The 16180-nt window shown below is 74.1% G+C and carries 13 protein-coding genes; 8 read left to right on the forward strand and 5 right to left on the reverse strand.

The window, feature by feature from the left end; genetic code table 11:
* Positions 1 to 13: 13 nt before the first annotated feature.
* From yaaA to sepH, 3 genes are all read left to right on the forward strand, one after another.
* On the forward strand, positions 14 to 793 hold the full coding sequence (gene yaaA, locus FIV43_RS08170; protein ID WP_141013725.1) for a peroxide stress protein YaaA: 780 nt from the start codon (positions 14 to 16) through the stop codon (positions 791 to 793).
* Between the two features lie 3 nt (positions 794 to 796).
* The gene (locus FIV43_RS08175) at positions 797 to 1201 is read left to right on the forward strand and encodes a YchJ family protein (protein ID WP_141013726.1); all 405 of its coding nucleotides are present in this window, start codon (positions 797 to 799) and stop codon (positions 1199 to 1201) included.
* 207 nt (positions 1202 to 1408) lie between these two features.
* The gene (sepH, locus tag FIV43_RS08180; RefSeq protein ID WP_141013727.1) at positions 1409 to 2350 is read left to right on the forward strand and encodes a septation protein SepH; all 942 of its coding nucleotides are present in this window, start codon (positions 1409 to 1411) and stop codon (positions 2348 to 2350) included.
* Here sepH and FIV43_RS08185 read toward each other — a convergent pair.
* Positions 2325 to 3176 (reverse strand): sulfurtransferase, encoded by an 852-nt coding sequence (locus tag FIV43_RS08185; RefSeq protein ID WP_141013728.1) that lies wholly within the window; start codon positions 3174 to 3176, stop codon positions 2325 to 2327. The two genes, sepH and FIV43_RS08185, sit on opposite strands and share 26 nt — an antisense overlap.
* 96 nt (positions 3177 to 3272) lie before the next feature.
* On the opposite strand from FIV43_RS08185, the gene FIV43_RS08190 reads away from it, so the two are divergent.
* The gene (locus FIV43_RS08190; RefSeq protein ID WP_141013729.1) at positions 3273 to 3710 is read left to right on the forward strand and encodes a hypothetical protein; all 438 of its coding nucleotides are present in this window, start codon (positions 3273 to 3275) and stop codon (positions 3708 to 3710) included.
* 48 nt (positions 3711 to 3758) lie between these two features.
* Here the strand turns inward: FIV43_RS08190 and FIV43_RS08195 are convergent, their stop codons facing one another.
* Positions 3759 to 5153 carry a glutamate--cysteine ligase family protein gene (locus FIV43_RS08195; protein WP_231123833.1) on the reverse strand — a complete coding sequence of 465 codons (1395 nt, stop codon included), beginning with the start codon at positions 5151 to 5153 and terminating at the stop codon, positions 3759 to 3761.
* 119 nt (positions 5154 to 5272) lie between these two features.
* Positions 5273 to 6229 (reverse strand): DUF4192 family protein, encoded by a 957-nt coding sequence (locus FIV43_RS08200; protein ID WP_181407722.1) that lies wholly within the window; start codon positions 6227 to 6229, stop codon positions 5273 to 5275.
* 150 nt (positions 6230 to 6379) lie between these two features.
* Between FIV43_RS08200 and FIV43_RS08205 the strand changes: the two genes are divergently transcribed.
* The 3 genes from FIV43_RS08205 to FIV43_RS08215 all read left to right on the forward strand — a co-directional run bounded on the left by FIV43_RS08205 (position 6380) and on the right by FIV43_RS08215 (position 11144).
* Positions 6380 to 7756 (forward strand): DNA polymerase IV, encoded by a 1377-nt coding sequence (locus tag FIV43_RS08205; RefSeq protein WP_141013731.1) that lies wholly within the window; start codon positions 6380 to 6382, stop codon positions 7754 to 7756.
* A 10-nt stretch (positions 7757 to 7766) separates the two neighbouring features.
* On the forward strand, positions 7767 to 10010 hold the full coding sequence (locus FIV43_RS08210; RefSeq protein ID WP_141013732.1) for a S9 family peptidase: 2244 nt from the start codon (positions 7767 to 7769) through the stop codon (positions 10008 to 10010).
* Between the two features lie 156 nt (positions 10011 to 10166).
* Positions 10167 to 11144, forward strand: coding sequence for a sigma-70 family RNA polymerase sigma factor (locus tag FIV43_RS08215; RefSeq protein ID WP_141013733.1), 978 nt, complete (start codon positions 10167 to 10169; stop codon positions 11142 to 11144).
* Between the two features lie 86 nt (positions 11145 to 11230).
* Here FIV43_RS08215 and coaE read toward each other — a convergent pair whose 3' ends face one another.
* Complete coding sequence (gene coaE, locus FIV43_RS08220) at positions 11231 to 11818, reverse strand: dephospho-CoA kinase (RefSeq protein ID WP_141013734.1); 588 nt, start codon at positions 11816 to 11818, stop codon at positions 11231 to 11233.
* 39 nt (positions 11819 to 11857) lie between these two features.
* On the opposite strand from coaE, the gene FIV43_RS08225 reads away from it, so the two are divergent.
* On the forward strand, positions 11858 to 13180 hold the full coding sequence (locus FIV43_RS08225; protein ID WP_231123834.1) for a class I adenylate-forming enzyme family protein: 1323 nt from the start codon (positions 11858 to 11860) through the stop codon (positions 13178 to 13180).
* Here the strand turns inward: FIV43_RS08225 and FIV43_RS08230 are convergent.
* Entirely contained in the window at positions 13135 to 16128 is a 2994-nt protein-coding gene (locus FIV43_RS08230; RefSeq protein WP_141013736.1) for a PQQ-dependent sugar dehydrogenase, read from the reverse strand. The two genes, FIV43_RS08225 and FIV43_RS08230, sit on opposite strands and share 46 nt — an antisense overlap.
* Between the last annotated feature and the right edge of the window lie 52 nt (positions 16129 to 16180).

The following is a 16180-nucleotide window of genomic DNA, read 5'->3' on the forward strand; positions in this document are numbered from 1 at the left end:
ATCCTTGGGCTCCGTGCTGATCCTGCTGCCGCCGAGCGAAGGCAAGTCCGCCCCGAACCGCGGTGCGTCCCTGCGGATGGAGGGGCTGTCGCTGCCCGGGCTGTCGCCGTCCCGGGAGCGGATGCTCGGGGCGCTGGTCGCCCTCTGCCGCGACGACCCGGACCGCGCGGCGAGCGTGCTGGGGCTCTCCCGCACCCAGCTCGACCTGGTCGAGCGGAACGCACTGCTGACCGAGGCCCCCACGGCCCGCGCGGACCGCATCTACACCGGCGTGCTCTACGACGCCCTCGACGTGGCCACCCTCTCCCCGTCCGCCAAGCGGCGTGCGGCGACGCGGGTCGCGGTCACCTCCAGCCTGTTCGGCCTGGTCCGGTTCGGCGACCGGATCCCGGCCTACCGGCTCTCCGGCGACGCCACCGTCCCCGGCGTCGGGTCGGTGGCCGGCCTGTGGCGCGAGACGCTCGGCCCGGCGGTCACCGACGCGCTCGGTCGCGGCCTCCTGGTCGACCTCCGGTCGAGCATGTACGCCGGCTTCTGGCGCCCCGGCCCCGAGCTCGCCGAGCGCGTGGCGACGGTCCGGGTGCTGCACGAGGCCAACGGCCGCCTGCAGGTGGTCAGCCACTTCAACAAGGCGACCAAGGGACGGATCGTCCGCGCGCTGCTCGAGGACGGCGCCGACCCGCGCAGCCCGGCGGCCCTCGCCGAGACCCTGGAGCGTCTCGGCTGGACGGTCGAGGTCGGGTCGCCCGGCCGGCGCGGCACGCAGCTCGACGTCGTGGTCAGCGAGCTCTGAGCGATGGCACGCCGGGCGACCTGCCCCTGCGGGTCGGGGGCCACCTACCGCGACTGCTGTGAGGCCTTCCACGCGCACCGGGCGACGCCGGCCACCGCCGAGCAGCTGATGCGCTCACGCTACAGCGCGTTCGCCGTCGGTGACCACGCCTACCTGCTCGACACCTGGCACCCGGCCACCCGACCGGACCGGATCGATCACGACCCGACGACCACCTGGACCGGGCTCGAGGTGATCGCCACCGAGGCCGGCGGAGCCGACGACGACAAGGGCGTGGTGGAGTTCGTCGCGCACCACCGCACCGACCTGGGCGCCGGCGGAGCGGTGCTCGGCCGCCTGCACGAGACCAGCCGGTTCACCCGCCGCGCGGGCCGCTGGGTCTACCTGCGCGGCCGGATGCACCCGTGACCGGCCGGGGCTGAGCCCGGGGTGAGGGCCGGACCGGGCCGGGACTCAGCCGCCTCGTGCGGCCGGGAACGGCCCGAATGTCGACACATCAACCCGCGTCGGGCGCGCCGCACGATCCGCCGAGGTTCGAGGCGTAGGCTCACCCGGACCGGCGGAATCCGCCGGGTGCGGTGGCGACACCGCGGACAGGAAGCAGGCAGCAGACCGATGGCGCACCTCACCCTCGCCGGTCTCTCGGCGGACGGTCGTCGCCTGCTCCTGGTGAGCGAGAAGGGCGTCGAGTTCACCCTCGACATCAATCCCGCACTGCGCGCAGCTCTGCGCGGCGACACCTCACGCCTCGGCCAGTTGGAGATCCAGATGAACTCAAGCCTCCGTCCCCGCGAGATCCAGATCCGGATCCGAGCCGGAGAGTCGCCGGAGGCGGTCGCCGATGCGGCGGGCACGACCGTGCAGGCGATCATGCCGTACGTCGTACCCGTGGTCGCCGAGCGTCAGCACGTCGCCGAGCGCGCCCAGCGTGCCTCGCTGCGCCGCGGTCCCGGCGAGTCCGGGCCGTCGGGCCTGCGGGTGCTCGGGGAGACCGTGGCCGTGCACCTGCGCGCGGTCGGTGCGGACCCGACCACGGTGGTCTGGGACGCCTTCCGGCAGGAGACCGGCCGCTGGATGCTGACCGGGGACTTCACCGCGACCCCGCGGTCGGGCACCGCCCGGTTCGTCTTCGACCCGCCCGGCAACTACGCGCTGGCCGACAACGACGACGCCCGTTGGCTGGTCGGTGACCTGGTCGAGTCCACGGAGACGCCGCGCGACGACCTGCAGGCCGCCCGGCAGCGTCGTCTCTCCGCGATCCCCGGCGATCTGCCGCTCGGTGACGACGCGATCGACCTGGTCACCGCACCCCCGACCACACCGAACGCGCCCGCTGCCGCCGAGCCCGTCCCGGCGGAGGCGCCGCAGCAGCCCGAGCACGAGCAGCCCGAGCAGCCTGCCGCCGAGGCCCCCAGCGAGCCCGGCTCCGAGGAGCCGGCGCTCGACCCCACCGCCGACGAGCAGCGCGGCCGCCCGCGCCGACCGGTTCAGAAGAAGCGCGGTCGGGCGTCGGTGCCCAGCTGGGACGAGATCATGTTCGGCGGCGGGGACCAGTGACCGCGGGCCGGTCGGGGTCGGCCACCCACTCGCTCCAGCTCCCCGGGTAGAGGGCCGCCCGCACCCCGATCAGCTCCAGCGCGAGCACGTCGAGCGCGGCCGTCACTCCCGAGCCGCAGTAGACCCCCACCTCCACCCCCGGTACGACGCCGAGGTCGGCGTACGCGGCACGCAGCTGTGCGACCGGGCGGAACCGCCCGGCCTCGTCGAGGTTGTCGGTGGAGGGGAAGTTCAGCGCGCCGGGGATGTGCCCCGCGACGGGGTCCAGCGGCTCGGTGAGCCCGGCGTAGCGGGCCGGCGCCCGGGCGTCGAGCAGCACCGGCAGGTCGCCGACCCCGTCGGCCTCCACCACCGGCATGCCCCCGGGCCGCGCCACGAAGTCACCGGAGGCGACCGGGTCGTCCGGTCCTCCGGTCTCCACGCCTCCGCCGGAGGCGGTCCAGGCGGCCCAGCCACCGTCGAGCACCCGGACGTCCGGGTGCCCGTGGTGCCGCAGCAACCACCAGCAGCGGGCGGCGGCGTGACCGGACCAGTCGTCGTACACGACCACCGGGGCGTCGGCGTGCACGCCGGCGGCGCGCATGGCGGCGCCGAAGACCTCCGGATCGGGCAGCGGGTGCCGGCCGCGCGGCGTTCGTCCGTCGATCCGGACCGCCGGCGCGGCCAGCGCGGCATCGAGGTCGACGTAGCGCGCACCCGGGATGTGTCCGGCGGCGAACTCGGGCGGGCCGTCCGGGCCTCCCATCCGGTAGCGGACGTCGAGGAGCGTGACCGCCCCCGCGCCCCGGGCGGCGTGGAGGTCCTCCACGTGGATGATCGGGTGCACGGCACGAACCTAGTCCCACCGACCCGGCCCCGGGTCGGTGCGGCGTCCTGTGGAGGAGTGCGGCGCGGAGCGGCCGGCTGGGGCACCGTGGTGGGTGTGCCTCACCCTGCAGGTCGGATCACCGACCCGGTCCCGCGCGCGCTGGAGCGGGTGCTGCGTCACGCGGTGCTGGCCCACGTCCGGAGCGAGTCACGGCGCAGCTATCCGCAGGGTCTGGTGGTGGGCTTCCCGACGTCTCCGGTGGAGCAGCGCCGTCTCGAGCTCAGCGCCACCGGCTGGGACCACTCCCTGCGCACGGAGGTCGTGCAGGCGATGGCCGCGCCGTTCCTCGCCGAGGGGCGGGTGCCGCTGGTGTGGCTGACCCGGCCCTACGTCTGCGACGGGCACGACGACCTGGCCTGGGCGTCCGCGGTCGGGTCCGCAGCCGGCGAGCTCGGCGCCGACCTGGGCTTCGTGGTGGTCACCCGGCGGTCGTGGCGCGACCCGAGGACCGGCGTGGGGCGCACCTGGCAGCGGGCGATCCGGCGGCGCTGAGGCCGCCCCGCGGTCCCGCCGCCGTCCCGCCGCCGGGTCGTCCGGGCGTCACCAGGAGTGCACGGGCTGGTTGGCGTGCATGCCCTGGCGATACTCGCGCAGCACCGTGCGCAGGGCGGCGAACCTGCGCTGCGCGTCGTCGTCGGGCGAGCCCACCTCCCGCATCCGCCGCACGAACCACTCCGCGCCGTTGCGCCCGGTCAGGCACCGCTGCTCGATGATCCCGAGGTAGTGGTCGGCCTCGGCCGAGGAGACGCCCCAGCCGTGCAGGCCCTCCGCCGCCAGCGGCAGCAGCCGTCGCAGCACCAGCTCGGTGGCGCGGACCCGTCCGACGCCGGGCCAGTAGACCTGCGCGTCGATGCCGTCGCGGGCGGCGACGTGGAAGTTCTCCTCGGCCGCGCTGAAGGACATCTGCGACCAGAGCGGGCGGTCGCTCTCCGCGAGCGCCCGGGTCAGCCCGAAGTAGAACGCCGCGTTCGCGATGGTGTCCACCACGGTCGGCCCGGCGGCCAGCACCCGGTTCTCCACCCGTAGGTGCGGGACTCCCCCGGCGATGTCGTAGACCGGCCGGTTCCACCGGTAGACGGTGCCGTTGTGCAGGCGCAGCTCGGAGAGGTTGGGGGTGCCGCCGGCCTCGAGGACGGTGAGCGGGTCCTCGTCGTCGGTCACCGGCAGCAGGGCCGGGAAGTAGCGCACGTTCTCCTCGAACAGGTCGAACACCGAGGTGATCCACCGCTCGCCGAACCACACCCGGGGCCGCACCCCCTGCGCCTTGAGCTCCTCGCTGCGGGTGTCGGTGGCCTGCTCGAAGAGCGGGATGCGGGTCTCGGCCCACAGGCGTCGACCGAGCAGGTAGGGCGCGTTGGCGGCCAGGGCGAGCTGGATGCCGGCGATCGCCTGGGAGGCGTTCCAGTAGGCGGCGAACTTCTCCGGGGAGGTCTGCACGTGCAGCTGGGTGCTGGTGCACGCCGCCTCCGGCATGATCGAGTCCGCGGTCGTGCGCAGCCGCTCGCCGCCCTGGATGTCGATGCGGATGTCCTCGCCGCGCGCGTTGAGGATCTGCTCGCCGAGCAGCCGGTAGCGCGGGTTCGCGCTGATCACCTCGTTGCCGAGGTGCCCGCTGTCCAGCGTCGGCAGGATGCCGATCATCACCAGGTGCGCGCCGACCGTGCTGGACCGCTGCTCGGCCTGGTTGAGGCTGCGCCGCAGCCCGGCCTCGTAACGGGCGAGTCCCCCGTCGCGCAGGTGTCCGGGCGCGACGTTCATCTCGATGTTGAACTGCCCTAGCTCGGTCTGGAAGTCGGGGTCCTCGATCACCGCCAGGGCCTCGGCGTTGCGCAGCGCCGGGTCGCCCACCTCGTCGACCAGGTTGAGCTCCACCTCGAGGCCGGTCATCGGGTCGTCGGTGTCGAACGCGGCCTCGGCCAGCATCCGCTCGAACACGTCCAGGCAGCGACGGACCTTCTCCCGGTGTCGGGTGCGGTCGGCGCGGCTGAACTCCTGGGGTCCACGTGGTCGCCCATGGAGGGAGACTAGAGGACCGCGGCGGCTGCGGGCTGCGATCAGCCCGCCTGAGGTGGGACCGCGCGCTCCAGGAGCTCGGTCAGGACGAGCGCGGGCTCGTGGTCGGGGTCGACCTCCAGCGCCCGGTCGAGCGCGACCCACGCCATCGCCCCGTCGCCGCTGCGCCAAGCCGCGAGCGCCAGCGCGGTGGCCACCCCCACCACGTCCGGCTCCGGGGTGCGCGGCAGCACCGTGGCCCAGAACCGGCGCTCGGCCACGGCCGCTCCCCGGGACGGATGGGCCGCGCGCTGCTGCGCGCCGGCGCCACCCTCGGCCCGCAGCCGGAGCAGCAGCTCGGCGACCTCGCGATCGGAGGGTGTCCGGGTGCCCCGGGTCCACGGCTGGGACCCGGTGGCGGTCACCGGTGCGAGGTCGCCGGCGGCCTCCAGGTCCGCCAGCTCCGCGGCGACCCGCGCGGTCGCCGCCGGGTCGGCCGCGAGGGCCCGGACCATCTCGGCGCGCGAGCGGTAGCCGATCCGCCCCTCCACCATGGCCCGGACCACGAACGGGTGGGCGCTGACGTCGTACCGGACGGCGCGGGCGGGGCGGGAGGCGTCGGGGCGGCCGTCGAGGCGCCGCATCCGGGTGCCGTCCAGCGCCAGCGCCCGCAGCACCGGAATCCCGGCGGCAGCGGCGCCGTCGGCCAGCGCCGGCCACAGCCGGATCAGGTCGGCCGGCTCCTCGGTGTGGCAGAGGAGGACCACCGCCTGCACGCCGTGCCGCACTGCCGGCACCAGCAGGGACGCGGAGAGCGCGGCCAGGCAGTCCGAGGACTGCGCGGCCGCCGGCGGCAGGTCGACGCGGGCGTGGAAGGGGTGTGCGGCGCCGAAGGTGAGCATCACGATGTCCTGGTCCGGCCAGAAGCCGAGCAGCACCGGAGCCAGCGCCACCAGGTCCTCGTCGGAGCGGGCGGTCAGGTGCAGGGGCGGGGCCAGGTCGTCGGCGGTGTCGCTCATGTCGTCACCCTCGTCGCGCCGGCCCGGTCGGGGGCACCGCCCGGTCCGTGGCTGTGGAGGAAGGACCGCGGCCGAGCGCGGACCGCGGCCGGGTGGGCCGACCAGGGGCGGATGGGGCGGGTGTCGCCGGCGCGAACTAGCGTTCCCTCCGTGCGGTCCCAGGCGTCGGTGCTCCATCTGGATCTGGACGCCTTCTTCGCCGCGGTCGAGCAGCGGGACAAGCCCTCGCTGCGCGGCAAGCCCGTGGTGGTCGGTGGAGTGGGCGGCCGTGGCGTGGTGGCCACCGCGTCCTACGAGGCGCGGGCGTTCGGGGTGCGCTCGGCCATGTCCACCCGCGAGGCGCGCGCCCGCTGCCCTCACGCCGCGTTCCTCTCGGGTCGCTTCGAGGCCTACCGGACGACCAGCAGGGCGGTGATGGAGGTGTTGCGCGCCTGCTCACCGCTGGTCGAGCCGCTCTCCCTGGACGAGGCCTTCGTCGACCTGGCCTCGGCCGAGGACATCACGGACCTCGAGATCGGGACGGTCACCGCCTACGCGGAGCGCCTGCGCGCCCGGGTCGCCGAGGTGACCGGCGGGCTCACCGCGTCGATCGGGATCGGCACCTCCAAGTTCATCGCCAAGATCGCCAGCGACCTCGACAAGCCCGACGGCCTGGTCGTGGTGCCGCCGGGGACCGAGCGGGAGCTGCTGCGCCCGATGAAGGTGGGCGTGATCCCCGGCGTCGGCCCGGCCACGGTCGAGCGGCTGCGCCGGGTCGGCGTGCACACCGTCGCCGACCTGGAGCGGATCAGCCGCGACGAGCTGGTCCGGGTGCTCGGCCAGGCCCACGGCCAGTCCCTGCACGCCCTGGCCCGCGCCGACGACGACCGTCCCGTGGTGCCCGAGCGGGAGACCAAGTCGGTCAGCGTGGAGGCGACCTACGAGCACGACCTGACCGACCGCCGCCAGCTCGACGCGATCCTCACCCGGCAGGCGGGTGACGTCGCCCGGCGGCTGGCGGAGGGCGGACTGTCCGGCCGCACGGTCAGCATCAAGGTGCGCCTCTACGACTTCACCACGCTGAGCCGCTCCTCCACCCTCGCCTCCCCCACCGACGAGGCGGCGACCATCGCCCGCACCGCGCGCAGCCTGCTGGAGAACCTGGACACCTCCGGCGGCGTCCGCTTGCTGGGGGTCGGAGTGGCCGGGCTCGCCGACTGGGTCCAGGACGAGCTCTTCACCACGACCGGGGAGGAGCCCACCGGGTCGGGTCACGAGCCCGACCACGACCCGCCGGAGGGCCTCGCAGCCGAGCCGGACCCACTGGCCGAGGCCGGGGTGCGAGCGCCGCGCCCGTGGCCGCCGGGGGCCGACGTGGTGCACACCGAGCACGGCCGCGGCTGGGTGTGGGGGTCGGGACGCGGCGTGGTCACCGTCCGCTTCGAGACCGCCGCGACGGCACCGGGGCCGGTGCGCTCGTTCCGCACCGACGACCCCGAGCTGTCCCGGTGGAGGCCGCCCGAGCCGGAGTCACCGCCCAGGCACTAGCGTTCGACACATGTCCGACGCTGGCTCCGCCGTACCGATCCCCCTCGCCCCGCCCGTCGCCGAGCGCCGCCCGGTGACCACCACCCACCACGGGCGTGAGCGCACCGACGAGTACGACTGGCTGCGCGCCAAGGACGACCCGGCGGTGCTGGCGCACCTGGAGGCCGAGAACGAGTGGACCCGGACCCGTACCGCCCACCTCTCCGACCTGCGCGCCACGATCTTCGCCGAGATCAAGGCCCGCACCCGGGAGACCGACCTCTCGGTGCCCACCCGGGTGCGCGGGTACTGGTACTACGGCCGCTCCTTCGAGGGCCGGCAGTACGGCGCCAGCTGCCGGGTGCCCGTCGCCGGACCGGAGGACTGGACTCCCCCGCAGCCGGCCGAGGACGCCGACCCGGACCAGCCGGCACTGCCCGGCGAGCAGGTGCTGCTCGACCTCAACGAGCTCGCCGAGGGCCACGACTTCTTCTCGCTCGGCGGCTCGGCGGTCAGCCCCGACGACGCGATGCTGGCCTACGCCACCGACGTCGTCGGCGACGAGCGCTACACGGTCCGCTTCCTCGATCTCGGCAGCGGCGACCTGCTCGAGGACCGGCTCGAGGGTGTCCTCGGCGGGGTCACCTGGGGCGGCACACCGGACCACTGCTACTACTCCACGGTCGACGACGCGTGGCGACCGGACAAGGTGTGGCGGCACCGGCTCGGCACCCCGCAGAGCGACGACGAGCTGGTCTTCCACGAGACCGACGCCCGCTACACCGTCGGCGTGGGCCGCACCCGCAGCCAGCGCTACGTGGTGGTCGCGGCCGGGTCCCGGACCACCACCGAGTACCACCTGCTCGACGCCCGAGACGCCTCCGCGGCGCCGACCTGCTTCGCCACGCGACGCGACGGGGTCGAATACTCCCTCGACCACATCCTGGTCGCCGGGGAGGACCGCTTCCTGGTGCTGCACAACGCCGCCGGGCCCGAGTTCGAGCTGGGGTTGACCGGCAGTGTGCCCAGCACGGTGGAGGACTGGGCTCCGCTGCTCGCCCACGACAGCGCCGTCCGGCTCGAGGACGTCGACGCCTTCGCGGGGCACGTGGTGGTCTCCCAGCGCAGTGAGGGGCGGACCCGGCTGCGGGTGCTCGGCCTGGGCTCCGACCCGGACTCCCCGGTCGTCGAGGACCGGCTCCTCGACCTCGGTGGCGAGCTGGCCACCGTCGGCGCCGGCAGCAGCCCCTCCTTCGACCAGCCGGTCTTCCGGGTGGGGATGACGAGCATGAGCCAGCCGTCATCGGTCTACGACGTCGACCTGGTCAGCCTCGAGGCCCGCCTGCTCAAGCAGGCACCGGTGCTGGGCGGCTACGACGCCGACGACTACCAGGAGCACCGGCTGTGGGCGACGGCTCCGGACGGCACCCAGGTGCCGATGTCGCTGGTCGTGCGCCGCGACGCCCGCGGTGCCGACGGCACCGGCACGGTGCCGGTGGTGCTCTACGGCTACGGCTCCTACGAGGCCTCGATGGACCCCTACTTCTCGGTGCCCCGGCTCTCGCTGCTGGACCGTGGCGCGGCCTTCGTGATCGCGCACGTGCGCGGCGGCGGTGAGATGGGACGCCACTGGTACGACGACGGCAAGCTCGAGCACAAGCAGCACACCTTTGACGACTTCATCGCCTGCGCGCGCCACCTGGTCGACACCGGCTGGACCACCGCCGACCGGATCGTCGCGCAGGGCGGCAGCGCCGGCGGGCTGCTGATGGGCGCCGTCGCCAATCAGGCCCCCGACGCCTTCGGCGGCATCCTCGCGGAAGTCCCGTTCGTGGACACCCTGACCACGATGCTGGACGCGACGCTGCCCCTGACCGTCGGCGAGTACGACGAGTGGGGCAACCCCGACGGCGACCCGGCGGCGTACGACCGGATCGCCGGCTACGCGCCCTACGACAACCTCGCGGACCTGCCCTACCCGCCGATCCTGGCGATCACCTCGCTCAACGACACCCGGGTCCTCTACGTGGAGCCGGCCAAGTGGGTGGCCCGGCTCCGCGCCGTGGCGCCCGGGGCGGACGTCCTGCTGCGCACCGAGATGGCCGCCGGCCACGGTGGCGTCTCCGGCCGCTACCGCGCCTGGGAGGAGGTCGCGTTCAGCCTCGCCTGGGTGATGGACCGGCTGGGGATCGCCGGGGTCCGTCCGGCAAGTGCTCCGGCCGGCGCCCTGGACGCCGCCGCGGCCGGTTCCACGGCCGGTTCCGTCACTACTTGAGAACTTTCTGAGAGTCGCCACCGACGGCAACTTCTGCGCGCCGCCACACGTCGTAGGAGATGAGAGCACCGCTACGAATCCGGGAATCGGGTACGTACCCGGTGCGTTGGATCCAGTACCGGGCCCGATCGGCCCGGGCGGCGAAGGAGGTTTGCGATGGCGACTGCAACCCAGCCCACCACGGCGGGGACTCGGCGAAGCACCGGACGCGAGATCGAGGGGCGTGACAGCGTCGGGCTCTACCTCGACGAGATCGCCCGCACCCCGTTGCTGGACGCGGCCCGAGAGGTCGAGCTCGCCAAGACGATCGAGGCCGGGCTCTACGCCCGCAGCCTCCTGGCCGAGGGCCGTTACGGCCGTCGCAAGGGCGCCCCGAAGGGTCGCCCCAGCCGCGAGGAGCTGGAGTGGCTGGCCGAGGAGGGCGACAAGGCCGTCGACGAGTTCATCACCGCGAACCTGCGCCTGGTGGTCTCGATCGCCCGCAAGTACGGCCGGGCGCAGATGCCGATGCTCGACCTGATCCAGGAGGGCAACACCGGCCTGATCCGCGCGGTCGAGAAGTTCGACTACGCGAAGGGCTACAAGTTCTCCACCTATGCGACCTGGTGGGTGCGGCAGGCGATCACCCGCGGCATCGCGCAGCAGGCCCGGGTGGTCCGACTCCCCGTGCACGTGGTCGAGGAGCTCAACCAGGTGGGCGGCGCGCGCCGCACCCTGGAGCGCCAGCTGGGCCGCACGCCCGAGCCGGAGGAGATCGCGACCGAGCTCGGCATGGAGGTCGACCGCGTGCTCGACCTGATGTCGTGGGGTCGCGAGCACATCAGCCTGGACACCCCGGTCGACGAGGACGGTGACACCTCCCTCGGCGACCTGATGGCCCAGGAGACGGCCCCCGGCCCGGACCTGACCGTCCTGGACACCGAGTCCCGCGAGCGGCTCAACCTGCTGGTCGACCAGCTCGACCCGCGGGCCGCGGACATCATCCGCGCCCGCTACGGGCTCGCCGACGGTCGCCAGCACAAGCTGGCCGACATCGGCACCAAGCACGGCATCTCCGCCGAGCGCGTCCGGCAGCTGGAGCGCGAGGCGCTGCAGAAGCTGCGTCGGATCGGCGACCCCGACATGGCCGCCTGAGTCCACCGCCCGCCGAGGGGTCACCCGGGGCCCCGCGAGGGGTCACCCGGGCCCCCGCGAGGGGTCACCCAGCGCCCCGCGAGGGGTCAGTTGGCGGTCAGCCGGTCGAAGACCTCGTGGACCCGGGCTCGCAGGTCCGCCAGCGAGCCGGTGTTGTCGATCAGGTGCGTCGCGATCGCGTTGCGCTGCTCGCGCGTCGCCTGGGCACCGATCCGCCCCTCGGCGTCCTGCTGGGTCCAGCCGCGTTCGACGAGCATCCGGTCGATCTGCAGCTCCCGGGGCGCGTCCACCACGATCACCGCGTCGAAGTCCTCGTGCCGCCCCGACTCGGCCAGCAGCGGGATGTCGTGCACGACCACGGCCCCGGCCGGCGCCGCCGCCTCCAGCTCGGCGTAGCGCTCGAAGACCAGGGGATGCACGATCGACTCCAGCCGGCGACGCTGCTCGGTGTCGTTGAAGACGATCTGGCCGACCTTGGCGCGGTCCAGCGCCCCGTCCTCGGTGAGCACCTCGTCCCCGAAGGCCGCCACCACGGCGGCGAGACCGGGGGTGCCCGGCTCGACCACCTCACGGGCGAGCTGGTCGGCGTCGATGACGACAGCGCCCAGCTCGGCGAGGATCGAGGAGACCGTGCTCTTGCCCGACGCAACGCCGCCGGTGAGTCCAACCCGCATGGCAGCAAGGCTACGACCGGCGGATGGAAGACTGTGCGGGTGTCCGCACCACTCGAGCCCGGCAGCCGCGTCGCGCTTCTCGTACCCGGCTCCGAGGACTACCTGGACGCCGTCCACCGGCTGCTCACGGCCGGGGTCCTACCGGTCCCGCTGGACCCGCGGCTGACCGCCGGCGAGTGCGGTCGGATCTTCGAGGTGGTCCGCCCCGACCGGGTGATCGCCGACCAGCAAGCGCTCGAGGACCTGCGCGGCACCCTCCCGCCGCCCGGGCTCCCCCTGGCCCGTCCGATGCACTGCACCAGCGGCACGACGGGCACGCCGAAGGGCGTGTACTCGGGCCTGCTCGCCCCGGCTGACGCACGGGCCCTGGTGGAGGAGGAGGCGGCGTTGTGGGGCTTCGCCGACGACGACGTCAACCTCGTGCTGAGCCCGCTCTACCACTCCGCCCCGCTGCGCTTCGCCCTCGGCACCCGGCTGGCCGGGGGTCGCGTGGTGCTGCCGGGACCGTTCGACCCGGCACGGGTGAGCGAGGCGATCGAGCAGCAGCGGCCGACCACGATGTTCTGCGTGCCGGCCCACCTGCAACGGCTGTTCGCCCACTGGGACCGCACGGGTACGCCGGACCTGTCCAGCTTCCGGCTGGTCGCCCATGCCGGGGCGCCGTGTCCGGTCGACGTCAAGGAGCGGCTGCTCGCCACCTTCCCCGCGGGCACCACCTGGGAGTTCTACGGCTCCACCGAGGGCCAGTTCACCGCCTGCCGCAGCGAGGAGTGGCGGGAGCGCCCGGGCACCGTCGGCCGCGCCCGCCCCGGACGCCGGCTCAGCGCCGACCCCGACGGCACCCTGTGGTGCGTGGTCCCGCCGTACGCCCGGTTCAGCTACTTCGGCGACGAGGAGAAGACGGCGGCCGCCTGGCGGGAGACACCTGAGGGTCCGGCGTTCACCGTCGGTGACCACGGACGCATCGACGCCGACGGCTACCTCTACCTCGACGGCCGCCGGGAGGACCTCATCATCAGCGGCGGCGTCAACGTCTACCCGACCGAGGTCGAGCAGGTCCTCGGCCGGTGTCCCGGCGTCACCGACATCGCGGTGTACGGCGCCCCCGACCCCACCTGGGGGCAGCGGGTCTGCGCCGCCGTGGTCGGCGAGGTCGAGACCGACGTGCTGCGCGACTACGCCCGGGCCCACCTGGCCCCGCCGAAGCGGCCCAAGCAGTATCAGGACTGGCCGGCGCTGCCCCGCACGCTGACCGGCAAGGTACGTCGTACCGAGCTCGTCGCGGGTGACCCGCTCCACCCCGGCGACGGTGAGGATCAGGGCCAGCAGGGTCCGACGTCGCCGTCGGGGAAGCAGACGTAGACCGGGGCACTCACCCCGCGGGCCCCGCTCGCGTCGGTGGCCACCGCCCGCAGCCGGACGATGCCGTTGCCGGGCGCGTGCGCGTCGTCGACCTCCAGCGTCCCGGAGAGCTCTCCGGAGATCCGCCGCGACGGGTGGGAGTGGAAGGTGCCGTCGGAGCCGCCGGTGAAGTGCAGGAAGTCCACCTCCAGCACGACGCCGGCCGCCAGCTGGGCCGGGTCCTCCCCGTCGGGATCGCTGAGCGCGACCTGCCAGGCCACCCGTCCGTCGGAGGTCACCACACCGTTGGCCGGCGCGGTCAGCTCGACGGTCGGCGGCTCGCCGACCCGCTCCCAACCGACGTCGGCGGCGGCGAGGGTCTCATCGCCGTGGACGTGCTCCGCGCGCACCACGTGCTGGCCCCGTCCCAACACGATCTCAGCGGTCCGGACCGACGGCTCCCAGAACTCGCTCGCATAGAAGTCGTGCAGCAGCTGGTCGTCGACCCACAGGCGCATCCACTCGCTGCCCACGACCTGGAACCGGTACGTGCCCGGGGAGACGGTGATGCTCCCCCGCCACGCGGTGCCGAACCGGTCACCCGGGTGGTCCCGCTGGTCGCTCTCCCCCTCCGCCAGCCAGGGCGAGCCGTCGGTGGACAGGCTGATCCCGGTGGTGCAGGCGGTGTCGCCGAGCCGCTCGGCGGGGAGCTGGGCGGCGGCGTAGGGGTAGAGCCACCTCCACTCGTCGTCGGGGAACTCCCGGTCGAAGACGGAGTCGGGTCCGTCGAGGTCGTGGAAGGTCCTGCGGAACGTCCCGACCTCGCACTGGTCGCCGGAGTCCTCCCCCGTCCAGCGCAGCCGGACCAGCGAGCCCGTCGCGATGGAGACCGACCAGACCAGGTCGTCCGGCCCGGTGAAGAACTTCACCGGCCCGCCGGCGGCGCTGGCGTCGGCGAACGGGGCGACCGCCGTGACGGTCCCGTGGTGGTCGACGTCGGCGGTCCGGATGAAGTTCTGCGCGTAGTCGCCGAACACGTAGCGGCCCCGCATCGAGGACGGGTAGGCCGCGGAGTCGAGGAAGGTGCCGGCGGAGACGGAGCCACCGGTGTCGCGATGCGGATAGGAGTACGCCGGACCGGCGGCCGCGCCGTCCTCGCGAACCGCCGCGCACACGTGCCACGGGTCGTCCGGGTCCGCCACGTCGCCGACGTCGGTGGGTGCGTCGCCCTCCCGGCAGGGCCAGCCGAAGTTCTCCGGCCGGTCGAGGGACGCGGCCAGGTCGACGACGTCGATCTCCTCCACCGCGGCTTCGCCGACGTCACCGATGATCAGCAGGTCGTCGTGGACGGAGAACCGGAACGGGTTGCGGAGGCCGAGTGCGACCACCCGCGAGGCGTTGTCCGTCCCGTCGCCCCGGTACAGCGGGTTGCCGGGCACGCCGTTTCCCGTCGTGGGATCGACCCGCAGCACCTTGCCGGCCAGGACGTCGGGGTCCTGCGCCCGCAGCGTCGCCTCCCGGCCGCGCAGGCCCCCGCCGGTGAGCTCGAGCGCGCCATCGCCCACCCCGACCAGCAGATTGCCCTGCTCGTCGAAGTGCAGGTCGCCGACCGTGTGCGCCGCACCGATCATCGGCAGGCAGTCGGGCGTGCGGATCGCCGCCTCAGGCGCGCAGTCCTCCCCGGTCGCCGATCCCAGCACCACCGTGCCCGAGCCGGGCACCAGCCGGTCCCCGTCCCAGGTGTACCGGGTGACCTGCTGGCTGCGCCGGTCTCCGGCGACGGTCTCGTCACGCACATAGCTGAGGTAGACGTGGCCGTTGACGGCGAACTCGGGGTCCGCGGCGATCCCGATCAGACCGGCGTCCCCGCCGTCGTAGACCACGTCGGTCAGGTCGAGGACCTCACGCGGCAACGACCAGCCCGACTCGCCCGTCGGCTCCACGACCTGCACCGTGCCCGCCTTCTCGGTGACCAGCACGGCGCCCGTCGGCAGCGTCGCGGCACTGGTGGGCAGGTCGAGGCCGCTCTGCACGGGCTCCAGCACGAATCCCTCGGCGACACCGGAGTCGATGCCGATCGCGGTGCCGGTGGTCTCGACCGCGACACCGGGCACCAGGGTGCTCTGCAGCTGGCCGACGACGCGGGCGGTCACGTCGTGCTCGCCGATGGTGGGGGTCCAGGTGGTCTCCCAAGGGGCGGTCCGGTCCACGGCGAGGAGCTCGCCGTCCCCGTAGAACCGCACCGCGTCGACGTTGCCCCGCGCGGTCGCGGTGATCCGGACCTGTTGTCCGTCCACGGTCGCCGTGACCTCGGCCGTCGCCGGTCCTCGGGTCGGCGACACGACCGCGGGCGCACCCTTGAATCGTGGTGCCACGACCCGCAGGGTGTGGTCGCGCACGTCGGCCGCGGGGGCGACGTCGTCCAGGCGGGTGGTGCCGGTGCCCCGGATGCGGCCGCTGCCGAGCGTCCGCCACCGGCCGTCGGCGTCGGCGGCCTGGTAGCGCACCGGTCTGCCGGCCAGCACGTTCGTCGACGTCACCGTCACGTCGACCCGGTCGCCGTCCAGCGCGCTGGAGAAGGTCAGCGCCCCCGGTCGGGCCCGCAGCGTGCGCACCGCGGAGACCACCTGGCGGTGGGTGCGGCCGCCGCTGCGGTGCCGCGGCGCGAGGACCCGCAGCCGGGTGGTCGGCGCGGTCGCGCGGATGGTGATCCGGACACGTCCGGCCCGGTCGGTCCTGGAGCGGGCCAGGCGCACCCAGCGGTGACCCCGGGCCCGCTGCAGGACGACGGGTCTCACCCCGCGTCCGGGCAGCCGCGTGGCGACCCGCACCGGTTCGGCCAGCAGCGGCCGGGCCGGTGAGAGGTGCAGGGCAGGGCGGGATGCGGCACCCGCCGGCGACGAGGGCGCGACCACGACGATCGCGAGGGCGGTGACGAGGACGAGGAGGGAGCAAGCGGTACGACGCACAACCCCCGTAGCGTAACCCGACCCGTCGGCTGCCGCCGCGCAATCACGGCAG

Origin of the sequence: Nocardioides sambongensis (genome assembly GCF_006494815.1) — a bacterium.
In the GTDB taxonomy this organism is placed as follows: domain Bacteria; phylum Actinomycetota; class Actinomycetes; order Propionibacteriales; family Nocardioidaceae; genus Nocardioides; species Nocardioides sambongensis.

Coding starts and splice junctions, on each gene's coding strand:
- FIV43_RS08200 (WP_181407722.1), bottom strand. CDS start 6,229: ATGAGCGACACCGCCGACGACCTGGCCCCGCCCCTGCACCTGACCGCC.
- coaE (WP_141013734.1), bottom strand. CDS start 11,818: ATGCGGGTTGGACTCACCGGCGGCGTTGCGTCGGGCAAGAGCACGGTC.
- FIV43_RS08175 (WP_141013726.1), top strand. CDS start 797: ATGGCACGCCGGGCGACCTGCCCCTGCGGGTCGGGGGCCACCTACCGC.
- sepH (WP_141013727.1), top strand. CDS start 1,409: ATGGCGCACCTCACCCTCGCCGGTCTCTCGGCGGACGGTCGTCGCCTG.
- FIV43_RS08215 (WP_141013733.1), top strand. CDS start 10,167: ATGGCGACTGCAACCCAGCCCACCACGGCGGGGACTCGGCGAAGCACC.
- FIV43_RS08210 (WP_141013732.1), top strand. CDS start 7,767: ATGTCCGACGCTGGCTCCGCCGTACCGATCCCCCTCGCCCCGCCCGTC.